24 protein-coding genes and 1 tRNA gene are annotated in these 23,746 nt (G+C 50.3%); 21 read left to right on the top strand and 4 right to left on the bottom strand.

What is annotated here, in order from left to right:
- The coding region (locus tag HMPREF9443_RS10880) for a hypothetical protein (protein ID WP_187363706.1) at nucleotides 1-204 on the bottom strand (204 nt) is incomplete at its 3' end.
- A gap of 174 nt (nucleotides 205-378) precedes the next feature.
- Between HMPREF9443_RS10880 and HMPREF9443_RS06615 the strand changes: the two genes are divergently transcribed.
- Both HMPREF9443_RS06615 and HMPREF9443_RS06610 read left to right on the top strand, forming a co-directional pair.
- Complete coding sequence (locus HMPREF9443_RS06615) at nucleotides 379-1,128, top strand: hypothetical protein (RefSeq protein ID WP_009145785.1); 750 nt, start codon at nucleotides 379-381, stop codon at nucleotides 1,126-1,128.
- A gap of 240 nt (nucleotides 1,129-1,368) precedes the next feature.
- Nucleotides 1,369-2,484, top strand: a complete 1,116-nt coding sequence (locus tag HMPREF9443_RS06610) for an Ldh family oxidoreductase (protein WP_009145784.1) — start codon at nucleotides 1,369-1,371, stop codon at nucleotides 2,482-2,484.
- Nucleotides 2,485-2,614: 130 nt separating this feature from the next.
- On the opposite strand, the gene HMPREF9443_RS06605 is transcribed toward HMPREF9443_RS06610, so the two are convergent.
- The 3 genes from HMPREF9443_RS06605 to HMPREF9443_RS06595 form a co-directional block, all read right to left on the bottom strand.
- Complete coding sequence (locus HMPREF9443_RS06605) at nucleotides 2,615-3,898, bottom strand: Na+/H+ antiporter NhaC family protein (RefSeq protein ID WP_009145783.1); 1,284 nt, start codon at nucleotides 3,896-3,898, stop codon at nucleotides 2,615-2,617.
- 150 nt (nucleotides 3,899-4,048) lie between these two features.
- On the bottom strand, nucleotides 4,049-4,654 hold the full coding sequence (gene fic, locus HMPREF9443_RS06600) for a protein adenylyltransferase Fic (RefSeq protein WP_009145782.1): 606 nt from the start codon (nucleotides 4,652-4,654) through the stop codon (nucleotides 4,049-4,051).
- A gap of 106 nt (nucleotides 4,655-4,760) precedes the next feature.
- Nucleotides 4,761-4,836 (bottom strand) — tRNA-Asn (locus HMPREF9443_RS06595).
- Between the two features lie 341 nt (nucleotides 4,837-5,177).
- Here HMPREF9443_RS06595 and HMPREF9443_RS06590 point away from each other — a divergent pair.
- The 19 genes from HMPREF9443_RS06590 (at nucleotide 5,178) to HMPREF9443_RS11115 (ending at nucleotide 23,726) form a co-directional block, all read left to right on the top strand.
- Nucleotides 5,178-5,954, top strand: a complete 777-nt coding sequence (locus HMPREF9443_RS06590; protein WP_040565195.1) for an enoyl-CoA hydratase/isomerase family protein — start codon at nucleotides 5,178-5,180, stop codon at nucleotides 5,952-5,954.
- A gap of 137 nt (nucleotides 5,955-6,091) precedes the next feature.
- Nucleotides 6,092-6,712, top strand: coding sequence for a site-2 protease family protein (locus HMPREF9443_RS06585; protein ID WP_040565206.1), 621 nt, complete (start codon nucleotides 6,092-6,094; stop codon nucleotides 6,710-6,712).
- Between the two features lie 3 nt (nucleotides 6,713-6,715).
- Nucleotides 6,716-7,447, top strand: a complete 732-nt coding sequence (locus HMPREF9443_RS06580) for a segregation and condensation protein A (protein WP_009145778.1) — start codon at nucleotides 6,716-6,718, stop codon at nucleotides 7,445-7,447.
- Nucleotides 7,437-8,015 (top strand): SMC-Scp complex subunit ScpB, encoded by a 579-nt coding sequence (scpB, locus tag HMPREF9443_RS06575; protein WP_009145777.1) that lies wholly within the window; start codon nucleotides 7,437-7,439, stop codon nucleotides 8,013-8,015. The genes HMPREF9443_RS06580 and scpB overlap by 11 nt, the downstream gene beginning before the upstream one ends.
- Before the next feature lie 5 nt (nucleotides 8,016-8,020).
- Nucleotides 8,021-8,746 carry a pseudouridine synthase gene (locus HMPREF9443_RS06570; RefSeq protein WP_009145776.1) on the top strand — a complete coding sequence of 242 codons (726 nt, stop codon included), beginning with the start codon at nucleotides 8,021-8,023 and terminating at the stop codon, nucleotides 8,744-8,746.
- A complete protein-coding gene (locus HMPREF9443_RS06565; RefSeq protein WP_009145775.1) occupies nucleotides 8,743-9,981 on the top strand; it encodes a BaiN/RdsA family NAD(P)/FAD-dependent oxidoreductase in 1,239 nt (412 codons plus the stop codon). The genes HMPREF9443_RS06570 and HMPREF9443_RS06565 overlap by 4 nt, the downstream gene beginning before the upstream one ends.
- Nucleotides 9,982-10,074: 93 nt before the next feature.
- The gene (gene cmk, locus HMPREF9443_RS06560) at nucleotides 10,075-10,743 is read left to right on the top strand and encodes a (d)CMP kinase (protein WP_009145774.1); all 669 of its coding nucleotides are present in this window, start codon (nucleotides 10,075-10,077) and stop codon (nucleotides 10,741-10,743) included.
- Nucleotides 10,740-11,336, top strand: a complete 597-nt coding sequence (locus HMPREF9443_RS06555; protein WP_009145773.1) for a lysophospholipid acyltransferase family protein — start codon at nucleotides 10,740-10,742, stop codon at nucleotides 11,334-11,336. The genes cmk and HMPREF9443_RS06555 overlap by 4 nt, the downstream gene beginning before the upstream one ends.
- Nucleotides 11,336-13,405 (top strand): 4-hydroxy-3-methylbut-2-enyl diphosphate reductase, encoded by a 2,070-nt coding sequence (gene ispH / locus HMPREF9443_RS06550; RefSeq protein ID WP_009145772.1) that lies wholly within the window; start codon nucleotides 11,336-11,338, stop codon nucleotides 13,403-13,405. Before HMPREF9443_RS06555 ends, ispH begins: the two co-directional genes overlap by 1 nt.
- A gap of 12 nt (nucleotides 13,406-13,417) precedes the next feature.
- Entirely contained in the window at nucleotides 13,418-14,482 is a 1,065-nt protein-coding gene (gene fni / locus HMPREF9443_RS06545; RefSeq protein WP_040565192.1) for a type 2 isopentenyl-diphosphate Delta-isomerase, read from the top strand.
- 132 nt (nucleotides 14,483-14,614) lie between these two features.
- On the top strand, nucleotides 14,615-15,898 hold the full coding sequence (locus tag HMPREF9443_RS06540) for a DUF512 domain-containing protein (RefSeq protein WP_009145770.1): 1,284 nt from the start codon (nucleotides 14,615-14,617) through the stop codon (nucleotides 15,896-15,898).
- A 9-nt stretch (nucleotides 15,899-15,907) separates the two neighbouring features.
- A complete protein-coding gene (locus HMPREF9443_RS06535) occupies nucleotides 15,908-16,417 on the top strand; it encodes a cob(I)yrinic acid a,c-diamide adenosyltransferase (RefSeq protein WP_009145769.1) in 510 nt (169 codons plus the stop codon).
- A gap of 292 nt (nucleotides 16,418-16,709) precedes the next feature.
- On the top strand, nucleotides 16,710-18,038 hold the full coding sequence (der, locus tag HMPREF9443_RS06530; protein ID WP_009145768.1) for a ribosome biogenesis GTPase Der: 1,329 nt from the start codon (nucleotides 16,710-16,712) through the stop codon (nucleotides 18,036-18,038).
- A 21-nt stretch (nucleotides 18,039-18,059) separates the two neighbouring features.
- Nucleotides 18,060-18,689 carry a glycerol-3-phosphate 1-O-acyltransferase PlsY gene (gene plsY, locus HMPREF9443_RS06525; protein WP_009145767.1) on the top strand — a complete coding sequence of 210 codons (630 nt, stop codon included), beginning with the start codon at nucleotides 18,060-18,062 and terminating at the stop codon, nucleotides 18,687-18,689.
- A 153-nt stretch (nucleotides 18,690-18,842) separates the two neighbouring features.
- Nucleotides 18,843-20,135: an SH3 domain-containing protein gene (locus tag HMPREF9443_RS10365; RefSeq protein ID WP_187363705.1), complete on the top strand. Its 1,293-nt coding sequence runs from the start codon at nucleotides 18,843-18,845 to the stop codon at nucleotides 20,133-20,135.
- Nucleotides 20,136-20,154: 19 nt separating this feature from the next.
- Nucleotides 20,155-21,639, top strand: a complete 1,485-nt coding sequence (locus HMPREF9443_RS06515) for a leucyl aminopeptidase (protein WP_009145765.1) — start codon at nucleotides 20,155-20,157, stop codon at nucleotides 21,637-21,639.
- The gene (locus tag HMPREF9443_RS06510) at nucleotides 21,639-22,463 is read left to right on the top strand and encodes a PHP domain-containing protein (protein WP_009145764.1); all 825 of its coding nucleotides are present in this window, start codon (nucleotides 21,639-21,641) and stop codon (nucleotides 22,461-22,463) included. The genes HMPREF9443_RS06515 and HMPREF9443_RS06510 overlap by 1 nt, the downstream gene beginning before the upstream one ends.
- Nucleotides 22,454-23,278 (top strand): Asp23/Gls24 family envelope stress response protein, encoded by an 825-nt coding sequence (locus tag HMPREF9443_RS06505; RefSeq protein WP_009145763.1) that lies wholly within the window; start codon nucleotides 22,454-22,456, stop codon nucleotides 23,276-23,278. Before HMPREF9443_RS06510 ends, HMPREF9443_RS06505 begins: the two co-directional genes overlap by 10 nt.
- A gap of 322 nt (nucleotides 23,279-23,600) precedes the next feature.
- Nucleotides 23,601-23,726, top strand: a complete 126-nt coding sequence (locus HMPREF9443_RS11115; protein WP_268257876.1) for a hypothetical protein — start codon at nucleotides 23,601-23,603, stop codon at nucleotides 23,724-23,726.
- Nucleotides 23,727-23,746 lie beyond the last annotated feature (20 nt).

Here is a 23,746-nt window from a genome sequence, read left to right as displayed (position 1 = left end):
CCAATAAATCTCGTCCTCACTAAAGCCAAAAGCCTTGATAAACTTTTTGTCAGGCATAATAATTTCAGCGAAATCAAAACCATTATTATTGTTGGGACGTTCAAATCTTACGCAAATATATTCCTTGTATTCTTCATCTATAATGTAGCTGGTAGTGACTGTAATGCCGTTGAACATGCAGTAGTAATGCTTGTTGGTACACATAGGCGCACAACTCCTTTCAATGAGCTTATTTAATTATATTATAGCGTAGCAGGGGTGAATAGTAAATAGAAGAATACCCCCCATCACCTCCACACTTAATTCACAATAGTTTTATATTTTCTTTTAGTAACCTATGCTATAATATGCTTAGAAAGTGTAAATGAGGTGATTATCATGCGTAAATTTACAGCCTTACTATTAGCTGCCTTAGTGCTTGTAGGCGCTAACATAGCTCTTGCTGATAAAACCATAACCTTAGACAAGGATACCAAGCTGGTGCCGCAGGGCTGGACGGTAGCGGACGATATCAAGTTCAAGAAGAATACTGTTGTAAAGCTCAATGATGACGGTCAGGTAATCGAGGGCGTGCTGGCGAGTGCCACCTATCTGCGTCCTGCAGGATGGAAGAGCCTGGCGAGCAATTATTATTATGTGGAGCGGAGTGCGCCGTTCTTCCCGCCGCGCTTCTTCTACCATCCGTACCGCCCGGGGCAGGTGATTCCTGCCGACGGTCATGTGCGCTACATGGGCAATAAGTCCGTGATCTTTGCCAAGGACGGCACTGTGCTCAGCGGTGTGATTGATAATGACGTTATCCTGCAGCTGAGCGATAACGGCTACGGCTTTGTGCGCTTTAAAAATGACAATCTGCTGACCTTTGATACAAATGGCAGGGTTATAACCGGTACACTGGCGGAGGCAACGAAGCTGCGTCCGCTTGGCTGGCAGCACAACCTGAAGGATGAAAGCGCCGGTTTTGTTGAATTCAAGAGCGGTACAGACATCTCCTTTGATGCGACCGGCCTTGTAACCAACGGTTCGCTGAACAAGAAAACCCTGTGGCATAATGCTGACGGCAGCACGAAGGAGCTGGAGGCCAAGGCACCGGTTGCCTTTACTGCGGACGGAGCAGAGCAGGGTTAATAAAAATATATAATACCGTACAGGCTTCTGTGGCTATGACGCTGAGGTCTGCACGGTATTTTTTTATATGTGGGAATGCCTAAGGATAAAATAGATTTTTTGACATCAGCGTTTGTAACAGGCGCTAAGTGTAGCCGTAAAAGCAATACTGTACAATTATGGAGTAATGAGGTATACTATATGTAGTGCGAAAGCAATATTATTATGAATTGAAAAAATTTTCTTCAAGGAGGAAACAGCATGGAAGAAACAAGACCCTTTGTAAGCTGGGACTTAGTCCACGATTTTATGGTAGACGTATTTGTTAAATACGGCGTTCCCGAAGAGGATGCACGCATTTGTACAGACGTTCTGTTGGAAAGCGATAGACGCGGTATTGAAAGCCACGGCTGCAACCGCTTCAAGCCTATTTATCTGGATCGTATTAAAAACGGCACCCTGCTGCCGAAAACCGAAATTGAAATTGTCAAGGATACTCCTTGTACTGTAGTTATGGATGCTCATAACGGCATGGGCATGGTTGCTTCCCATAAGATGATGGAAATGCTGATTGAAAAGGCTTCCAAATACGGTATGGCCGGCGGCACCATCTTTAATTCTACTCACTACGGCATTGCAGGCTACTGGACCACTATGGCTGAAAAGGCAGGCATGATCGGTATTTCCGGTACCAACGCAAGACCTTCCGTTGCTCCTACCTTCGGTGTTGAGCCGATGATGGGCACCAACCCGCTGACCTTTACTATGCCTACCGATGAGGAGTTCCCGTTCAACTTTGACTGCGCAACCAGCATCATCCAAAACGGTAAGATTGAGTTCTATGCTAGACAGGGCAAGGATACTCCGGCAGGTCTGGTAGTTGCAAAGGACGGCGGCACTATGACCGAATCCGCTACCATCCTGAAGGAAATGCGTGCAGGCAATGTTGCGCTGCTGCCGTTGGGCGGTCTGGGCGAAGAAACCGGCGGCTACAAGGGCTACGGCTTCACTACTATCGTAGAGATTCTGTCCTCCGCACTGGCAGGCGGTCCTTTCATGAAGGCACTGTCCGGCAAGGATGAAAACGGCAACAATGCTATGTATCATCTGGGCCACTTCTTCTTCGTTATCAACCCGGCGTTCTTCATGGGCGTTGACACCTTCAAGAAAACTGCCGGCGATATCTGCCGCGGTCTGCGCAATTCCACTAAGGCTCCCGGTCAGGAACGCATCTATACTGCCGGCGAGAAGGAATACATGGCTTGGCTGGATAGAAAAGACAAGGGTGTACCGGTTGGCGAATCCATTCAGAAGGAATTCATTCAGCTCAGAGATGAGCTGGGTCTGACTCAGTACAAATTCCCGTTTGAAAAATAATAAGCTATAACAAAAGCCTGGGCGTTTGCTCAGGCTTTTTACGTTGGCGTTATGTTGTTATTAAAGCATAAAAAAGCCGTACGGCTTGATTTTTACTATTACAGTAAATTTATAGCCGTACGGCTTGTTTTTAGTCTTTATTCTTGATGAAGATGAAGATCAGTCCGCTGATACCCATCAGCAGCGGATAGAAGCAGTAGGGGATGATGGCGAAGGGGGTAAGTCCCGTGAGGCTTGCCGCAGCCAGAAGCTGTGCGCCGTAGGGGATAAGTCCCTGACCCATGGAGCTGAACATATCCAGCAAAGAGGCGCTGCGGCGAGGAGTTACGCCGAACTCTTCGCTGATATCCTTGGCAATAGGACCTGCCATAACAATCGCAACAGTGTTGTTCGCGGTGCAGATATCAACAAGCAGAGCGAGAGCTGCAATACCCAGCTCACCGCCTTTGGTGCTGCTGATGCGGCTCTTGATGAAGTTCAGTACGAAATCAATACCGCCGTATTCCTTAATCAGGGTAATGATGCAGGCCACGATGATAGAAATAACGGTGATGTCATACATAGACATAATGCCGTTGCCAACATGGGTAAACATTTTGGTAGCAGTAAACATGCCTGTTCCGAGGCCTACCAGCATACTGAGCACGGTACCGATAATCAGAATAACGAAAACGTTTACACCGCTTACGGCACCGATTAAAACGAACAGATAGGGGAGAACCTTTATCAGACTGTAATCGAGGTTGCCGTTGACCTGATATTCGTTGGTGTTGCCCAAGAAGTAGAACAGGCCAAGAGTGATGATTGCTGCCGGCAGGACGATTTTAAAGTTTTCGCGGAACTTGTCGCGCATATCGCAGCCCTGTGTTTTAACAGCAGCAATAGTGGTATCGGAAATAATAGAAAGGTTGTCACCGAACATTGCACCGCAGACTACGGCACCGGCGCAGATAGCCATAGGGAAGCCGGTTTTGTCGCTGATGCCCGCAGCAATCGGAGCAAGTGCGGTAATAGTGCCTACGGAAGTACCCATAGAAATGGAAATAAAGCAGCCGATAGCGAAAAGGCCTGCAACCGCCATGTTGCCCGGCAGAATGGAAAGGCCGAGGTTGACGGTGCTTTCTACACCGCCGGCAGCGCGGACAGCGCCGGAAAAGGCACCTGCGGCAAGGAAGATGAGGCACATGGTGAGAATATTTTCGTCACCTACGCCGGTAGAAGCAAGGCGCAGCTTCTGCACAAAGCTGAGCTTTTTGTTTTGCAGGAAAGCTATGATTAAAGCAATTAAAAAGCCTACAATCGCAGGCATGCTGTAAAAATCCCCAGTAATCAGGCCTGAGCCTATAAAAAACAGCAAAAAGACTGCGATAGGCAGCAGAGCGATGGCACGCCCCTTGGAATGGTTGTTGGTCATAAACAGAATCTCCTTTTATATAATTTTCAGCTTTTTCTATTATATCAATTAAATTTTTAGTATGCAAGGAAGATTGATGAAGGATTACTAAAAGAATAACAAAAAACCTCAGCTGCATTGCTACAACTGAGGCGATTGGCAAGCAAGTGCTTATAAATCTTTCGTTTTGAATTCTTCGTAGCCTTCGTACATATAGCTTGCATCAATACCCTTCATATAAACCTCGCGGTCATTAATATGCTCGGTCAGGGCGTTCTTTAAGAGAAACTTGATTTCCAGGTCCTTAATCGGGCTGCGCTCCATAGCGGAAAGATAATCTTCCTTATTAACCTTGCTCCAATCAATAACCAGCTGCAGCTCTTTTTTCAAAATAAGATCAAGCCAGATGCGCGTACTGCGGCCGTTGCCCTCACGGAAAGGGTGGGCGACATTCATTTCAACATATTTTTCGATGATTTCGTCGAAAGTGCTTTGCGGCATGCGCTCAATCTGTATCAGCGCATCAAGCAGATACATGGCCGGGACAAAACGGAAGCCACCCTTGGCAATGTTTACAGAACGGACCTTGCCTGCAAAATCGTAAATATCCATAAAAAGCTGCTTATGAATCACCTGCAGCGTTTTGAAGGTGCCTGGCTCCAGCTTGTTCAGCATACCGCTTTCGAAAAGCTCTAACGCACGCTTTTTGCTTAAGCGCTCTTCCTGAGTTGCCAGCTCGGCGGAGCTGGTGATGCCTAATTTATTTTCCAAAGTCATAGTATAGATACCTCGTTGGTTTTAGTGGTGTATTTATTATATCATAAATCAATTTCGGGAAAAACAAAAAGCTCCGAACTCCTAAAAGTTCGAAGCTTTAACTTCTTGGCTCCCCGAGTAGGACTCGAACCTACGACGCCCTGATTAACAGTCAGGTGTTCTACCGGCTGAACTATCGGGGAATTAAGGTTGGTAAGTCAACCAACGAAGATTATTATACTCGCATGGCAATTATTTGTCAACAGTTTTTTTAGAAAAATTTATAAGTATTTTGAAAAGGCGATAAATGCACGGAATTTAGGAGATGAAATGCCTATATAGAATTAAGGCAAGTGATATGAAAGGCGAGGGAAAGATGGTCTTGATGTGTTGCCTTAAAGGCAGCGCTCTTCACCTTTACTTAATGCAGAAAGCGAAGAAAGCAGTAAGAGCTAAAATCTTTAGACAAATAGTAGGCGCTTTTAAGGTTTTATGCTATAATATCCTTAATGATATAAACTACATGTGTAAAGGAGTGTTCCCCATGGAAGAAGCTGTATTATACGCTGTGGAAAACAATATTGCGACGATTACTATGAACCGTCCGAAGAGCCTGAATTCAATGAATGACGCACTGATTGACGGTTTGCATGCTGCCATTACCAAGGCTGCTGCTGACGCTGAGGTGCGTGCTATCGTACTTACCGGCAACGGCAAGGCATTTTGTGCTGGTGGTGATCTGAGCTATCTGAACGGCTTGGAAGGCGTTGCTGCTAAGAAGGACTTTATCGCTAAGGTGGGCGACGTTGCCAAACGCTTGACTACTATTCCTAAACCTGTTATTGCTTATATCAATGGCGTTACTGCCGGTGCCGGCGTTAACCTGATGCTGGCCTGCGACCTGGTGTATGCATCTGCCAAGGCACGCTTTGGCGAGAGCTTTGCCAAGGTTGGCCTGATTCCCGACTGCGGCGGTCTGTATTTCCTGCCGAAGGCTATCGGTGTGCTGAAGGCTAAAGAGCTGATGTTTACCGGTGACCTGATTGACGCTGCGACTGCCAAAGAGCTTGGCATGCTGAACGATGTTTATGAAGACGAAGAGCTGAAGGATAAGGTTTACGCTATGGCTGCACGCTTGGCAGCTAGTGCTCCGCTGTCTATCAGCCTGACGAAGAAATATCTCAATGACCACGACCTGACCTTGGACGAGGTGCTGGCAATCGAAGAAACTACCCAGGCGCTGCTGATGGGTACCGATGACTGCAAGGAAGGCATTGCTGCTTTCTATGAGAAGCGTGCACCGCAATTCACAGGCAAATAAGAAACTAATCAGCAGAAAAAAGTAAATGTTTACGGAACTGTCACATAATTTATACTGATGGTTCCGTTTTCTTTTTGACGTAGGAATACAAGATGTTGTATAATAAATTTATTGATAAATTTTTCTCGGAGGAAAGTATGCTCGATTTCAGTACAATGATTTATCGCATTCCTGCGCTGTTGTTTGCGATTACGATACACGAATATGCCCATGCGCAATGTGCGGACAGCATGGGTGACCCGACTGCGCGTTACATGGGACGCATGACCTTCAACCCGATGGCACATTTGGACCCGTTGGGTGCGATTCTGCTGGTGGTAGCCGGCTTCGGTTGGGCTAAGCCCGTAGAAATTAACCCCAGCAATTTCCGCAACCGCCGCGAAGGTATTCTGAAGGTTTCCTTTGCCGGTCCCGCAGCCAATCTGTTTTTGTGCTTTCTCGCAGCATTCTTCATGACGTTTTTAAATCGCTTCGGTCTTTTGAGTGATGGCGTTTACCGCTTTTTGCTGTGGATGCAGTTATATAATGTATGGTTTGCTTTCTTCAACCTGATTCCGGTTCCGCCGTTGGACGGCTCCAAGATTCTTTCGGAGCTTCTGCCGCCGTCTATGGCCTGGAAATTTGACAATCTGGTTGGACGCTACGGCTTTTATATTCTGATTGCGTTGGTGTTCACCGGTATTACAGGTGCGATTATCAGACCGCTTGCCGCTGGCTACATGCTGCTGGTAAACGGTATCTTGGGTTTAGTGTTCTAGGCCATGGCTGATTTATCGTTGAAGCTGACTGCGTTCGAAGGTCCGCTGGATTTGCTCCTGCACCTTATCGAGCGTGATAAAGTAGATATTTATGACATTCCCATCGCTGCGGTTACGGAGCAGTATATAAGCTATCTGCGCAGCATGAGCGAATTTGATATGGAGGTTGCCAGTGATTTTCTGGTGATGGCCGCAACGCTGCTGCAGATTAAATCGCGCATGCTGCTGCCCAAGCAATCCGCTGAGGGCGAGGAGGAGGAAGCAGACCCGCGCCAGCAGCTGGTGGAAATGCTGGTGGAATACCGCCGCATTAAGCGTGCCGCTGCTGCTTTGGCGGATATGAAGCAGAGCGCTGACATGTACTGGCAGCGTGAGCCGATGTTCGGCAATCTGGTGGAGCGTACTGTTGCTCCCTGCACGGTGCAGCAGTTATTGAAGGCTTTGGCAGGCATGACGACTGCGCCCGACGGCAAGCCGGCAGCCTTTATTGAGCCGCAGGCCTACAGCGTGCAGGATAAAATGGCAGACATTCTGCAAAGACTGCAGCGCAGGCCACAGGGCTTTATGATGAATGAAATTTTTACCGCAGGCAGCCCTGCCGAGAAGGTAGCCTGCTTTTTGGGTGTACTGGAGCTGCTGAAGCTGGGGTTGATTACTATCAGCCAGGCACAGCGCTTTGCACCGATTTATATCTTCGGCAAGCAGGGACAGGAGGAAGCAAACGATGTATCTTGATAAAATGACAGGAGCACTGGAAGCGGTGCTGTTTGCTGCAGGTGAGCCTGTTTCTGTGGCGGAGCTTGCGGACCTTCTGCAGCTTGATAAGCCGCAGGTGTGGGAGCTTGTTTCGGAGCTGAAGCAGTCCTACGAGGCGGAAAGCAGGGGATTGATGCTGCGTGAAACAGCAGGCTGCTTTCAGCTGGTGACCAAGCCGGTTTACTACAATGTACTGCTGGGCTTGGGACGCAAAAAGGAAGTAAAGCTGACGAATGCATCTTTGGAGACATTGGCGATTGTCGCTTTTAAGCAGCCGGTGACGCGCGCAGAGATGGAAGCCATCCGCGGCGTGAAGGTTGACGGCGTACTCAATACACTGCTGGACCTTGGCCTGGTAGTGGAGGCAGGACGCAAAAAGGCTTTGGGCAACCCTATTTTATATGCTACAACAGAAAAATTTCTGATGGTGTTCGGACTGAACTCATTGGAGGAGCTGCCGCCGCTGGAAACGAAGCCTGAGGATGAGGCAGAGGCTGCGCAGCAGGTGCTGCAGCTTGATAATACATTAGAAGCAAAGGAAAACTGAGATAGATGGAAGAACGTTTACAAAAAATCCTGGCGGCAGCAGGCGTTGCCTCCCGCCGCGAAGCAGAAAAAATTATTACGGCAGGTCGCGTCCGCGTGAACGGCAAGGTTGTTACCGAGCTGGGCTGCAAGTTTGATGCCGACAAGGTACGCATCAGCGTTGACGGCAAGCCTATTGCGCAGGAAGCCAAGGCTTATTACATGTTCTATAAGCCGAGGGGAGTAGTCACCACTATGTCCGACCCGCAAAACCGCCGCAGCATTGCCGATTTCGTGCAGAACCTGCCGGAGAGAGTTTTCCCGGTAGGACGCCTGGACTTCAATACCGAAGGACTGTTGCTGCTGACGAATGACGGTGCGCTGGCACAGGCGCTGATGCACCCGAGCCATGAAGTCAACAAAACCTACTTTGTTAAGGTTCCGGGCATTGTGCCGCAGGAAAAGCTGGACCAGCTGCGCTTGGGCGTAAAGCTGGAGGACGGCCCGACCGCTCCGGCGATTGTCAACCTGCGTGATTATGACCATGAGCGTGGATTTACGCTTTTTGATATCACCATCCATGAGGGACGTAACCGCCAGATTCGCCGCATGTGCGACGCTATCGGCTTCCCGGTGCGTGATTTGAAGCGCATCAAGCTGGGACCGCTGCAGCTGCAGAATCTGGGACGCGGCAAGTTCCGCAGTCTGAGTGAGCAGGAATTATCTCAGCTCAGAAAGGCGGCTAAGCTATGACGCGAGTTGCGATTGTAGGCGGCGGCGCGGCAGGCCTGTTGGCAGGTATTGCTGCAGCCTGGGGCGGAGCGCAGGTAACGATTTATGAAAAAATGCGTGTGCCGGGCAAGAAAATGCTCATCACAGGCAAGGGACGCTGCAACATTACCAACGCTTGCGAAATCCCCGATTTCATAAAAAATCTGCCCGGAAACGGAAGATTTTTAAATAGTGCTTTACATAGGTTCACAAATGATGATATAGTATTGCTGTTGGAGAGTAACGGACTGCCGACGAAGGTTGAACGCGGCGGCCGTATTTTTCCGGTAAGTGACAAGGCGAAGGATGTAGTTGATACGCTGGTGAGGATTTATACCGAGGCCGGCGGCAAGCTGCAGACCGACACCAAGGTTATTGATATCATGGTCAAGGAAGGTCATGTGTACGGCGTGCGTACGGTCAACGGCGTGTATGAGGCAGACAGAGTTATTCTGGCTGCGGGCGGTGCGTCCTATCCTGGCACAGGCAGCGACGGCGGTGGCGCCAAGCTGGCGAAGAAGCTGGGGCACACGATTGTACCGCTGAAGCCTTCTCTGATACCGCTGGAAAGCGATTATCCTTATGTTGATGACCTGCAGGGCTTATCTTTGCGCAACGTGCAGGCAACACTTTTGGCCGACGGCGTAAAGCTGGGCAGTGAATTCGGCGAGATGCTGTTTACGCATTTCGGTGTTTCCGGTCCCATTGTGCTTTCGCTGAGCAATCTTGCCGCGGACGCTTTGGCTGCGGGCAAGGATGTAGAGCTGGAGGTTGACCTGAAGCCTGCGCTGAGCGAGGAAAAGCTAGATGCGCGCATTCAGCGCGATTTTGTGCAGTACAGCCGTAAGCAGGTGCTCAACGGCATGAAGGATTTGCTGCCTCAGCGACTGATTCCCGTTGTGCTGGATATGTCCTACGTTGATGAAAACAAATTCATCAATCAGGTTTCGCGCGAGGAGCGTCACAGACTGCTGCAGACGCTGAAGCATTTTGTCATTACCATTTCCGCAACACGTCCGATTGCAGAGGCTATCGTTACCGCAGGCGGCGTGAGCGTGAAGGAGATTGACCCCAAGACCATGGAATCCAAGCGCATCAAGGGCCTGTACTTTGCAGGCGAGGTTATGGATATCGACGGTTATACCGGCGGCTATAATCTGCAGGCAGCGTTCAGCAGCGGTCATGCTGCGGGCGAAGCGGCGGCTGCCGAAGAATAATTCATAAATTTGACTTAAATTAGGCTATCCATATACATGTAAAACATGGTATTATATAGATAGCTAATACATTATAAAGTGTGGTTATGTAGAATGAAGAAAATTGTTGTGGCAATTGATGGTCCCGCAGGTGCAGGCAAAAGCACTATTGCGAAGCTGGCTGCCGAAAAATTAGGCTATGCCTATATTGATACCGGTGCCATGTACAGAAGCGTAGCCTGGAAGTTTTTGCAGACAGGCAAACCTTTTGACGAGGACTTTATCAGCGGCTTATCTAAGACTATGCTGATTGACTTCAAGCCGGAGGCAAAAATCAACCGTGTTTTTGTGGACGGTACCGAGGTTACCGATGCTATCCGTACTCCCGAGGTGACGGCGATTGTGTCGCGTGTTGCTGCTATCGGAGCAGTGCGTGAGGCAATGGTGGACCAGCAGCGCCGTATGGGCGAGGCAGGCGGTGTCCTGATGGACGGCCGTGATATCGGTACGGTGGTATTCCCGAACGCACAGCTGAAAATTTTTCTTACTGCTTCGGTTGAGGAAAGAGCGCGCCGCCGCTATGCGGAAATGGTGGCCAAAGGTCAGCAGGTTGATCTGCAGCAGCTGCAGGCGGATATTGCCGAGCGCGACAAGCAGGACAGCGAGCGTGCTATCAGTCCGCTGCGTCAGGCAGAGGATGCACTGCTTCTGGATACATCCGATATGGGCATCAGCGAGGTTACCGAGAGAATTTTACAGCTGGTGCAGGAGCGCGCACAATGATTTATACCTTAGTGAAGAATCTCTTTAAAATTCTTTTTACCATCTTTTTGCGATTGAAGGTAGAAGGAACAGAAAATATTCCCAAGGATGCTCCGCTGGTTATAGCGAGCAACCATCTGAGTCTGCTTGATCCGCCTGTACTTGGTACGGCAGCAACCCGTAAGGTCCATTTTATGGCTAAAGAAGAGCTGTTTGTGCCGGTTCTGGGCACTATCTATAAAATTCTGGGTGCTTTCCCGGTGCGCCGTGGCGGCGCGGACCGTGCTGCAATTAAGCATGGTATTGATATTCTGGAAAGCGGTCAGGTGCTGGCGATTTTCCCTGAGGGAACACGCAGCAAGACCGGCGAGCTTGGTAAGGCTCAGCCCGGAGCGCTGATGATGGCGAGCAAGGCGAAGGCAACTATCGTGCCGGCCTGTATCATCGGTACCGATTACAAGCGTCATGGCCGTATCTGGCCAAAGGTTACGGTGCGCTTTGGCAAGCCGATGCCTTTTCCTGAGGACGCTGTGGTCAACAAAGAATTTTTGCATGCAATGACTGAAGAGCTGATGCAGCACATTGCAAAGCTGCAGGCAGGTGAAGATGTATAATGGAAATTAAGGTAGCAGAGCACTGTGGTTTTTGCTATGGTGTGAAGCGCGCGGTGGCGTTGGCCGAGAAGGCGGCGACCGACCATGTGCAGGGTGCAACGCTGGGACCGTTGATACACAATCCCCAGCTGATTGCCGAGCTTGCATCTGAGGGCATTGCCTGTAAGGACAGCCTGGAGCAGTTTGCTCCTGGTGAAACGGTTATCTTCCGTTCACACGGCGAGGGGCCTGAAACCTACGCGCAGGCAGAAAAACAAGGGCTGACAATTCTGGACGCAACCTGTCCGAATGTACGCCTGGCACAGCAAAAGGCTGCTCAGGCAGCAGCTGATGGCTATTTTCCTGTAATAGTCGGAGAAAAAAATCATCCGGAAGTAAAAAGTATTTTAAAATGGGCAGGAAAAAACGCTATCTGTGTAGAATGTATAAAAGATATCTCTTATGTACCGCGCCAGGAGCGTTATGGAGTAATCATCCAGACGACTTTTGAGCTGCAGAAATTTAATGATATATTGCAGGCACTGCAGGAGCAGCGCCCGGGAGAATACCGTGTGGAGCGCACCATCTGTCTGGCGACAGCGCAAAGACAGCAAGCCGCTGTAAAGCTGGCTGCAGAGTCGGATGCCGTTATCGTCATCGGCGGACGCAACAGCGCCAACACAAGGCATCTTTTCGAGCTGGTGCAACAGCATTGCAGGCAAGCATATCATATAGAGACTGCCAGCGAACTGAGCAGCGATATGCTAAGGGGTTGCAATAAAATAGGAATCACGGCAGGAGCATCGACTCCGGACCGTTTAATTAAGGAGGCTATTTTAGTAATGGAAAACATGGATTTTGAAAGCATGCTCAACGAAAGTATGGAGGTAGAGGTATATCCTGGCAAAGTTGTCAACGGTACCGTTATTCAATTGGATAAAGACGGCGTTTATGTATCTTTTGGATATAGACATGATGGTCTGATTCCTTATTCCGAATGGTCCCAGACCGAATCTGCTGAAGAACTGCAAAACTCCATTAAAGTTGGCGACGAAGTAGAAGCTAAGGTTGTTCCTGGCAGCACCAAGAGCGATTTCGTTCGTCTGTCCAAAATCAAAGCAGAGCGCGACGCAGCATGGAAAAATGTTGCTGAGCTGCCCGAAGGCGAAAAACGCCCGGCAACCGTTAAAGTTCTGCGCATCATCAAAAACAAAGCTAAAAACATCGTTGGTCTGGGTGTTGCAGTTGAAGGTGTTGAAGGCTTCATGCCCGCATCTCATGTTGAACTGCGCCGCGTAGAAGACTTCACCGGTTATGTCGGCAAAGAGCTGGAAGCTGAAATCATCGAAGTTGACCTGGAGAAAAAACGCATCGTTGTTTCCCGCCGCGACCTGCTGAGAGCTGAAGCTGACGCTAAACGCAAAGCTTACAAAGAAGCTAAAGAAGCTCGCATTGCTGCTGCTAAAGAAGCACGCGCCGCTGCTGAAGAAGCTGCTTACAACTCTGTTGCTGAAGGCGAAGTTTACACCGGTAAGGTTGTAAAAGTTGCTGAATTCGGTCTGTTCGTTGAAATCGGTGAAGGTCTGGTTGGTCTGGTTCACAACACCGAACTGTCTTGGGACCGTAGCGTAAAAGCTGCTGACGTTGCTAAAGAAGGCGACGAAGTAACCGTTCTGGTTAAGAGCATCGACCGCGAAAACAAACGTGTTGCTTTGAGCATCAAAGCTACTCTGGAAGATCCCTGGAAGGTTGAAGCTTCTCAATTCCACATCGGCGACATTCTGGATGTAGAAGTTGTTCGTCTGCTGGCTTTCGGCGCTATCGTTAAACTGAGCGACAAAGTTGAAGGTCTGGTTCACATTTCCGAAATCGCTCCTGAGCGCATCGAAGCTCCGAGCGACGTTCTGGAAGTTGGCCAAGTTGTTAAAGCTGAAATCATTAAAATGGATCTGGACAGCAAAAAAATCGGCCTGAGCATTTCCAAAGTTAAACGCGACGCTGAAAAGAACGAATTCCGTTCCTACATGGGCAGCAAAAAATCTCACCTGAGCCAAAACCTGTCCGAGCAGCTGGAAAGCCTCGAAAAATAATTGGAGAAGGATATGCAACGTGCAAAGCGTAAGCTAGAACATATTCAATATGCACTGGAGCTGGGCGACGGCCCGGCGGCAACGCACCTTGCTGATCTCCGCTTCTTACACAACTGTCTGCCGGAGATTAATCCGGCAGACTTTGTTTTATCTGTAGAAATTTTAGGCAAACGTCTGCGTTTGCCTTTTTTCATTGATGCTATTACCGGCAGTACAGATGCGGTGACGGAGATTAACAGAAAGCTGGCGCAGGTGGCGGCAAGAACCGGTATCGGTATGGCTGTCGGCTCGCAGTTCGGCGCTGTGCGTGACGGCAGCGGTATCGCGAGCTATACTGTGGTGCGCGAGGAGCTTGCCGAAGGTCTTGTTATCGGTAACATCAGTGCTCTTGCTACGCCTGCGCAGGCGCAGGCTGCCGTTGACATGCTGCAGGCTGACGCGCTGGAGGTTCACCTGAACGCTGCGCAGGAGCTGTGGATGGCCGAGGGCGACAAGGATACCTGCGGACTTTTGGCAAACCTGGTGCAGATTCGTGATGCTGTGAGCGTGCCTGTTATCGTTAAGGAAACAGGCTGTGGTATTGCGGCAGAGCAGTACGAGCTTTTGCTGGAGCAGGGCTTTACAGCCTTTGACTGTGCCGGTGCAGGGGGGACGAACTTCCCGGCGATTGAGGCGAAGCGTCAGGGCGTGGAGCTGACGGAGGAGTTTGCTGCCTGGGGCGTGCCTACGTGCTGGAGCTTGCTTGATGCGCAGCAGACACTGCCGCAGAATGCTCTGCTTTTGGCGAGCGGCGGCATCCGCAGTGCAGGTGACGTAGCGCGTGCTTTTGCTCTGGGTGCGGACGCGGTGGGAATTACCACCCCAATTCTGCGTCTGATTATAGAGCAGGGAGTTGACGCTGCCGCAGACTATGTGGAGTCACTGGCGGAAGGACTGCAAAAGTATATGCTGCTTTTGGGCTGCCTGACGCCGAAGGAGCTACGTGACGTTCCGCTGATTGTGACGGGAGAAACGCGTGACTTTATTGCCAGCCGCGGGTATGAGCTTGCGAAGCTGTGCAGATGGCGCAGAGGGTAGAAAAGTAAATTTGTGTATTTTGGGGGCCACGTCAGTGCGTCCCCTTTTTGCATTCTTCAAGCTAATATGATATAATAATTTGACGACTAATCTTTTCACGGTTTATTATCTGCATTTTTTTAAGGAGTTGTAATGGTAGGACTTATTAGTGGTGTACGCAAGAACAGTTTGGCAGCGGACGCAGGCATCAAGGCCGGCGAAAAGCTGTGCAGCGTGGACGGCGTACAGGTTAAGGATATAATTGAATTGAGCTTCTATACCTCCGATTACGAGGTTGACTTGGAGATAGAGGCCACCGATGGCACACGCCGTCAGGTACATATAGAAAAATATCCGGATGAGGATCTTGGCTTGGAGTTTGATTCCGCAGTTTTTGACAGAGTTGCTACCTGCTACAATAACTGTGTTTTCTGCTTTGTCGACCAGATGATTCCCGGTATGCGTCCGGGTCTGTATGTGCGTGATGACGATTACCGTCTGTCCTTCTTATATGGTAACTTCATTACACTCACCAATATGAAGGATGAAGATTTTGAACGTATTATCCGCACGCATCTGACACCGCTGTATGTTTCGGTACACGCTACCGACCCGCAGGTGCGCTGCCAGATGATGCACAACCGTTTCGCCGGTCAGCTGATGGAGCGCTTGCAGCTTTTGTTCGATGCGGGCATTCAGGTGCATACGCAGATTGTGTGCTGTCCCGGTTATAACGATGGCGAGATTCTTGCCAAGAGCTTCCACGATTTGTACGCGCAGTATCCCAATGTACTGACGATGGCAGTTGTTCCCGTAGGTACTACTAAGCACCGCGAGCACTTAACGCAGCTTGCTACCTTTACGAAGAAGCAGGCCGCAGAGGTTGTGGAGCAGGTGACCGCATGGCAGGAGCGCTGCCGTAAGGAAACAGGCAAGACGTTTATCTACTTGGGTGATGAATTTTATCTGCTGGCGGAAAAGCCCTTTCCTCCTACCGAATGGTATGACGGCTTCCCGCAGCTGGAAAACGGCATCGGCCTTACTGCCAACTTTATGCTGGAGTGGGACGAGGCCTTAGCGCAGATGCAAAGCTTTCATCCTGCAGAGCCTGCGGTGATTCCCGTGGGTGAGGGTGCTTACCGTGTGCTGGAGCCTTTGATGGCGAAGCTGAACAGCCAGTTCGGTTCGGAGCATCGTTTTGTGCCTGTTCCTAACAGCTTTTTCGGCGGCAAGGTGAATGTTACCGGTCTTTTGACGGGCAGCGATATCTTGGCGAACGTTCAGGAGAAGAAGATTATTCTGCCGGATGTGGTTTTGAATAACGATAAGCTGTTTTTGGATGATATGTCGCTGGCGCAGTTCAAGGAGCGTTACCCCGGTAAGGTGGAAATTGCTAAGGGTGCGAAAGAGCTACTGCATTTATTATTGGAAAGATAGGTGAGGCGTATGCTGCAGGTTTATACAGGTACAGGCAAGGGTAAGACTACTGCCGCTTTAGGCGTAGCGCTGCGTGCCTCCGGTTATGGTATGAAGACTCTGATGCTTTCATTTTTGAAGGATGATCCTGAGTACGGCGAGGCGCGGGCTGCAAAGAATCTGCCCTGGTTTACGCTGCGGCAGGTGGGACGCGACGCCTTTGTTAATTTCCATAATCCCGATCCTGTTGATTTGAAGATGTGCCGTGACGGCTGGGAAGAGGCGAAGGAAGCTATCAGCTCGCACGCTGCGGACGTTATTATTCTTGATGAGCTGAATATTGTGCTTGCTACCCAAATGCTGCCGACGCAGGAGGTTGTTGATTTTCTGCGTGAGCATAAAAATAACGTTGAGGTTATTACTACTGGTAGAGGTGCACCGGAAGAGCTTATTAAAATTGCTGATCTTGTTACGGATATGAGCGAGGTTAAGCATTACTTCCATAAGGGAATTAGCTCTCGTAACGGCATCGACCATTGAGGTGTGCGTTATAGCACTCCATCTGTGTTACCCCCTTTAGTCGCTGACGCGACAGTCGCCCCAGGGCGCCCTCTCTTGCCCTTCGGGCAATTCACCTTGTCCCCCAAGGGGGAAGCAAGAACATACTAATGAAGGCCAATTGAAAGCTATCCTTCTTGCCTGCCCCTTGGGGAAGGTGTCAGTGAGCGTAGCGAACTGACGGAAGGGGGATGCCCCATAAATATACAAAAAATTTTACATTTCTATGATAGACACTTATTAAAAAATTTATTATGATGAAGGAGATTTGATTATGGCTAAACCGATAGTTGCTATAGTTGGACGTCCTAACGTGGGCAAATCTACTCTTTTTAATATTTTTGCCAACAGCAGGATTTCCATTGTTGAGGATACACCGGGCGTTACCCGCGACCGTCTGTATGCTACCGCCGAATGGCTGGACCACGAGTTTATGATGGTTGATACCGGCGGTATCGAAATCATGAATGCCGATGCTATTGCTGTTTCTATCCGTCAGCAGGCACAGATTGCGATTAAGGAGGCGGACGTTATTCTGTTCGTCTGCGATGCGCGTGCAGGCATTACTACTGAGGATGCTGATGTTGCCCGTCTGCTGCGTCAGTCCAAGAAGCCGATTGTTCTGGCTGTTAATAAGGCGGATTCTCCGAAGCAGGAGATGAATACCTTTGAATTCTATAATCTGGGTATCGGTGACCCGATTGCTGTTTCCGCGTCCAACCATTTGGGCCTGGGTGATTTGCTGGATGCCGTTGTTGCCAAGTTCCCGTCCGATAAGATGGCAGGCGACCTGGAGGAGGAGGACGAAATCAAGGTTGCTTTGATTGGCCGTCCTAACGTGGGCAAGTCCTCTATTTTCAACGCACTGGTAGGCGAGGAGCGTTCTATCGTCAGTGATATTGCAGGCACTACCCGTGATGCGATTGATACTCCGGTAGTACGCAACGGTCAGAAGTACCTGTTCATTGATACAGCAGGCATGCGCCGCAAGGCTAAGGTTGACGAACCGATTGAAAAATACAGCGTTATGCGTTCTCTGCGCGCGGTTGACCGCAGTGACGTTGTGCTGATGGTTTTTGATGCCGTTGAGGGTGTTACCGAGCAGGATAAACGTATCGTCGGCTATGCTCATGAGGCAGGCAAGGCTGTTATTCTGGTTGTCAACAAGTGGGATTTGTACGAGAAGGACAATTCCTCCACTCTGCGTTACACCGAAACTCTGCGCAAGGAGCTTGTTTTCCTGCAGTATGCGCCGGTAGTTTTCGTTTCTGCCGTTACCAAGCAGCGTATTCACCGTCTGCCGGAGGTTATCTCCTATGTTGCCGAGCAGAACGCTATGCGTATCGCTACCAGTATTCTCAACCAGGTTATCGAGGACGCTGTGGCTATCAATCCGCCGCCGACCGAGAAAGGTAAGCGTCTTAAGATTCTTTATGTTACACAGGTCAAAATCAAACCGCCAACCTTTGTTATCTTTGTCAACGAACCGGAAATCATGCATTTCTCCTATCAGCGTTATCTGGAGAACAAGCTGCGTGAGGCCTTTGGCTTTGAAGGCACACCGATTCAGATGATTATCCGTGGCAAGAACGAGGATGAATAAATAAAAGTCAGGTGATTTGTTATGTTCAATGAGGTGGGTATATTACATTTTCTGCTGGGCTTTGTGCTCGGTCATGTCTGCGGCTCTGTTCCCAGCGGCTTGTGGCTGGTGCAGGCCTTTCACGGTATTGATATCCGTAATTACGGCAGCAAGAATATCGGCACGACGAACGTTTTCCGTATCGTCGGTCCCAAGACTGCGGTGCTGGTGCTGATTGCCGATGCCTTCAAGGGTATTCTTGCGGTTGGTATTATGAGCTATTTTTTCAACAATCCTCTGCTGGATGTGGTTACGGCTTTGGGCGCGCTTTTGGGACATAATTATTCGCTTTTTCTGGGCTTTAAGGGTGGCAAGGGCGTTGCAACCGCACTGGGCTTGTTGATTTTTATGATGCCTAAGGTTGCGGTGGCAAGCTTCGGTATCTGGCTGGTGTGCGTGCTTTTGACGCGCTATGTATCGCTTGGCTCCATTATGGCTGCCATCTTTACGCCGCCGCTGGCATGGTATCTGGGTTATCCCTCTGCCTATGTGATTTTTTCCGTGGTTGCCGCTTTCTTTGTAGTTTTGCGCCACAAGGAAAATATCCATCGCCTGCTCACAGGCACCGAAAGCAAAATCAAACCGGGCAATGCCAAGGATCTGCAGAAATAAAATATCGCTTCTACGCTGATGTAGGCCAACGCTTACATCAGCTTTTTTCATATATTAAAGCAGGATTTTTCTTCTGCCTAAAGAATATAATAATACTACAAGTATTTTGCATGACTTGCAGTAAGCAAAATGCTGCAGGAGGGAGGAACTAAATTGCGATTAGCAAAGCTTTTATATACAGCTGCCTTTGTTTGCGGATTGCTGCTGCCCTTGGGTGCTTCGGCTGCAGGCATTACCAATTATCCGCCGCTGGTGAACCCGTCGCACTGGACGGAGCAGAACAAGAGCGGTGATACGGTTATTCTGGATGCGAAGGGTGTGGCAGCCTTCAACGCCAAGGTGCGTGCTGCTTCCCGCAGTATGCCTGACCTAGCCAATTATCCTGCGACGATGAGCGGTGATGCGCTCAAAACGAGGATTATGGATTATTCTATTCTTGACGATGACCTGTATCTGCATGGCAACAAGGTGAGCGAAAACTATAAGAATATCCTGCGCAAGCAGAGCAATGTCAGTGCTATTCCCAAAAGCGTGGGCGTGCAATATGCAGTGACGGTGCGCCGTACTGCGGTGCGTGCGCTGCCTACGGGCGAGGGCCTGTATTATTACGCGGGCGACAGGGATTTTGACGCGCTGCAGGAAACTATGCTGGACCCCGGCGAGCCTGTAGCTGTGCTGCACACCAGTGCCAACGGTTATTTTTACTACGTGCAGGCAGTAAATTACAGCGGTTGGGTGAGCAAGTATAATGTAGCTATGACCGATAAGAACACCTGGAGCAGCTTTGTAAAGCCGCAGAAGTTCCTGGTTGTTACCGATGCGGAATATAACCTGAAAACGGACGGCGAGCAGGTACTTTATCAGCAGGGTTCGCGCCTGCCGGTTGACAGTGTGCAGAGCGATACCTATACGGTGCTTGCTCCGGTGCGCACTAAAGCAGGCCTGCTGCAGAAGCAGAAGCTGCTGGTGCCGAAGGCTGCCTCTGCCGTGCATTACGGTTATTTGCCCTATACCAGCAATAATCTGCTGAGCTCCGCCTTCAAATTTTACGGCAAGCCTTATGGCTGGGGCGGTTTGAAGAACAGCGTGGACTGCTCGAGCCTGGTGTTCAATGCTTACCGCACTGTAGGCATTGTGCTGCCGCGTAACGCCGACCAGCAGGAGCTGACCGCAGGCACGAAGAAAAAGCTGAGCGGCAGTTCACAGGAACGTGCCGCTGTTATCAGCAGGCTGATGCCGGGTGCAGCACTTTATATGGATGGCCATTGCCTGATGTATATCGGCAATATCAACCAGACACCATACACGATTCATGCGCTGGGCTCTTATTTTTCCAAGGGCCGCCTGATGCGCGAGATGAAGGTGCTGGTGAGCGATTTGTCGTTGCAGCGCTCCAGCGGCAATACGATGCTTAACGAATTGCAGACTGCAATAGAATATAAATAATGATAGGAGAGTTCAGGAAATGTTAAACCAAATTCAATGTACCGCAGCGGAGTTCAACGCTGCAGCCTATAATGACGCGGACAGTATTGTCCTCTTTCTGTGCAAGGAATGTGCGGCGGCTATCGACAAGCTGGAGCTGCCGGAGGCAGCAGCCAAGGCGGCAATTGCGTACACCGCGCAGCACGATGATATTTATGACGCAGGCAGCGTAACCACACTGGTGCTGCCGCAGGGTGAAGGTCTGCTGACACTGCTTTTGGCAGGCTGCGGCGAAGGCAAGGATTGTAAGCCGAACAATTTCCGTAAGGCTGCCGGCGCTGCTGCCCGCGCTTTGCATAAGGCTAAGGCGCAAAAGGCTGTACTGGCTGCGCCTATCCTGCTGAACGCCGAACGCAGCAAAAACCTGCAAGCGCTCGTCGAAGGCCTGTACCTCGGCGCGTACACCTTCAACCGCTTCAAGAGCGAAGCAAAGCAGGCACCGCTGTGCGAGGCTGCCGTGCTGAGCGCTGTGCCGGAGGCAGCGGCAATCATTACCGCTGCGGAAATCTCTGCTGAAGCAGTGTGCTATGCGCGCGATTTAGTGAATAACCCGGGCAACGTGGTAACACCGCAGACCATGGCCGAAGATGCCCTGAAGCTGGGGCAGGAATTGCCGTTGGAAATTACCATTATGGACGAAACCTTGATGGAAGCAAGAGGCATGCATGCACTGCTGGCAGTAGGTCAGGGCAGTCATAACCCTCCGTGCCTCGTTGCCTTGCGCTACAACGGCAACGGTGACGCTCCATATACAGCCTTCGTAGGCAAGGGCATCACCTTCGACAGCGGCGGTATTTCCATTAAGCCTGATGACAACATGGGCGAGATGAAGGACGATATGACAGGTGCGGGCGCTGTGCTCGGCGCTATGCGTGCCATCGCACGTTTGGGCCTGAAATGCAACGTTATCGGCGTGTTGGCCTGCGCGGAGAATATGCCTGACGGCAAGGCGCAACGCCCCGGCGATATCGTACGTGCAGCCAACGGCAAGACCATCGAGGTTGTTTCCACCGATGCTGAAGGACGCATGGTACTGGCGGACGCAGTCTGGTATGCCTGCCAAATGGGAGCAAAGAAGGTTGTTGATATAGCAACGCTGACCGGTGCGGTAATTATCGCTCTGGGCAACGAAACCAGCGGTATTGTGGCCAATGATGACGAGCTGGTGGAGCAGATTAAGCTGGCAGGACGCATGGCCGGTGAAAACTACTGGCAGCTGCCTTCTTTGCCCGAATGCAAGGAGGCCATCAAGAGCGACGTTGCGGACCTGCTCAACAGCGCAGGACGTGCCGGAGGCTGCATCACCGGCGGTCTGTTCATCGGTGAATTCGTCGACAAGGATATTCCGTGGGCGCATCTGGATATCGGCGGCACCTCCACCGCTACCAAGACGGAGGGCTTCAAGGTTAAGGGCGGTACTGCCTTTGGCACTATGACGCTTATCAAGCTGGCAGGTATGCTGTAATGGCTGCACAGCTTGTTGATTTACATTTGCACAGCACCTTCAGCGACGGACGCTACACGCCGACCATGCTAGTGGACGAGGCCGTGGCTAAAGGCATAGGCGTAATCGCCATCACCGACCATGATTCGTGGAATGGTATGGCAGAGGCGTGCGAGGCGGCGAAACGCTACGGCGGACGCATCCGCGTCCTCACCGGCGTGGAGCTGGGAACGCAGTACGAGGATGATGCCGTGCATATTTTAGGTTATCACGTTTCCATGGACTGTGAAGCGCTGCATAATAAAATGGACGAAATGCGCTATGCGCGCGAGCACCGTTTATATGCCATGCTGGAGAAGCTGGAAAAGTTAGGCTACCATGTGGAGGTAGAGGCCTGCGACCCCAAGAACAGGGCAGTGGGCCGTCCGCATGTGGCCAAGGCACTGGTGGCCAAGGGCTATTTTGCTACCGTGCAGGAGGTTTTCGACGCACTGCTGCACCGCGGCGGACCGGCGTATGTGCCGCAGCCCAAGCTTTCTCCGCATGAGGCAGTGGCGCTGATTCACGAGGCAGGCGGTATCGCTGTGCTGGCACATCCCTCGGAGCTGGTGGATAAAACTCTGCCCGAGCGATTGCTTGCTGCAGAGCCTTTTGACGGCATCGAGGTGTGGCACCCCAGCGCGGATGCACGGGCGCAGGCCCATTGGCTGGCGCTGGCGAAGGAGCATGGACTGCTGGTGAGCGGCGGCAGTGACTTTCACGGAATCCCTGACCGTTTCCCCACAAAGCTGGGAATCTGGCAGGTGCAATATGATGATGTTAAGGGTGTAATAGAATGGAAGTAGTTGCTTTTGTAGGACCCAGCGGCACAGGCAAGAGCCACCATGCCATCGGCGTGGCCTTTGACAACCGTTGTGACGCTATTATTGACGACGGCCTGCTGATTAAGGGTACCAAAATCCTGGCAGGCACCTCCGCCAAGAACGAAGACAACAGAATACAGGCCGTAAAGCGTGCCATCTTCACTGACGAAGGACACGCGCAGGCGGTGCGTGAGGCGCTGGCGACCAACAACATTCATCGTCTGCTGATTATTGCTACCTCGGACAATATGATCAACAAGATTATAGGCAGGCTGAAGCTGGATAAGCCGGTCAAGACGGTGTATATCAACCAGATTGCCAGCAAGGCCGAAATCAAGAAGGCCCGTCATGCGCGTCTGCAGGAGGGCAAGCATATCGTGCCGGTGCCGACGATTGAGCTGAAGCCTCATTTCACAGGCTATTTTGCCGATTTGCCCTATAATATTTTTTCCAGCCAGCGCAAGCAGGAGAAGGATGCGGACCGTTCTATCGTGCGTCCTTCGTTCAGCTTTTACGGCAAGCTGCTGATTTCCGACAGTGCGCTGGAGGATATCATCAAAATTATCGGGCGCAAGCTGGAGGGCGTGGAGCGCATCACATCGATTAAGGTGCGCCGCCGCAGCGACAACAGCAAGGGCATTGTTATCAGCGTAGAGGTTGTGCTGTATTACGGCGTCAAGCTCTTTGCCGTTACCAAGCAGTTCCAGGCGAAGATTAAGGAAAAAATTGAGTATATGACAGCTATGAAGGTGAATAACGTGAATGTTTCCATCCGCAGCTTGGCTGTGAAGAAGTGAATAGAGCAGCTGTATGCTTTGAATACTTTAGGATGCACAAATCCACCGCAGAGGTCCCTGCGGGGGATTTTGTTTTTTGATACTTTGGGTTAATTCAACTTCTTTCATAACTGAAAGAAATAAACATAGAGCTTGAAGGATGACCTTAGTGATTAGAGAATTTTCACACTATTCTTGATATTATCGCAATTATCTGATAATATAAGACCGTAAGATTTTGTACGCCTGCCTGGAGTACGGTCGTCGCAGCGTCATTGAGAATGCCTTGTGTATTATTGAAGTAGTACATAGGGCATTTTTTGTTAAGAAGGAAGTTGAATTAATGCAAACAAAAGAAGCAAGTCAAGAAAGTGAAATCAAGCAGGTCATACGCAGCCTTTGCATGATGAATAACAGGTTTATGAACTTCATGCTTGATGACAACAAGAAAGCAGCGCAGCTAGCGTAAAGTTTTTGTAGGAAAAACGG

This window comes from Phascolarctobacterium succinatutens YIT 12067 (assembly GCF_000188175.1).
Lineage (GTDB): Bacteria > Bacillota > Negativicutes > Acidaminococcales > Acidaminococcaceae > Phascolarctobacterium_A > Phascolarctobacterium_A succinatutens.
The sequence above is the reverse complement of the archived record's forward strand: the minus strand, read 5'-3'. Positions and strand labels throughout refer to the sequence as shown.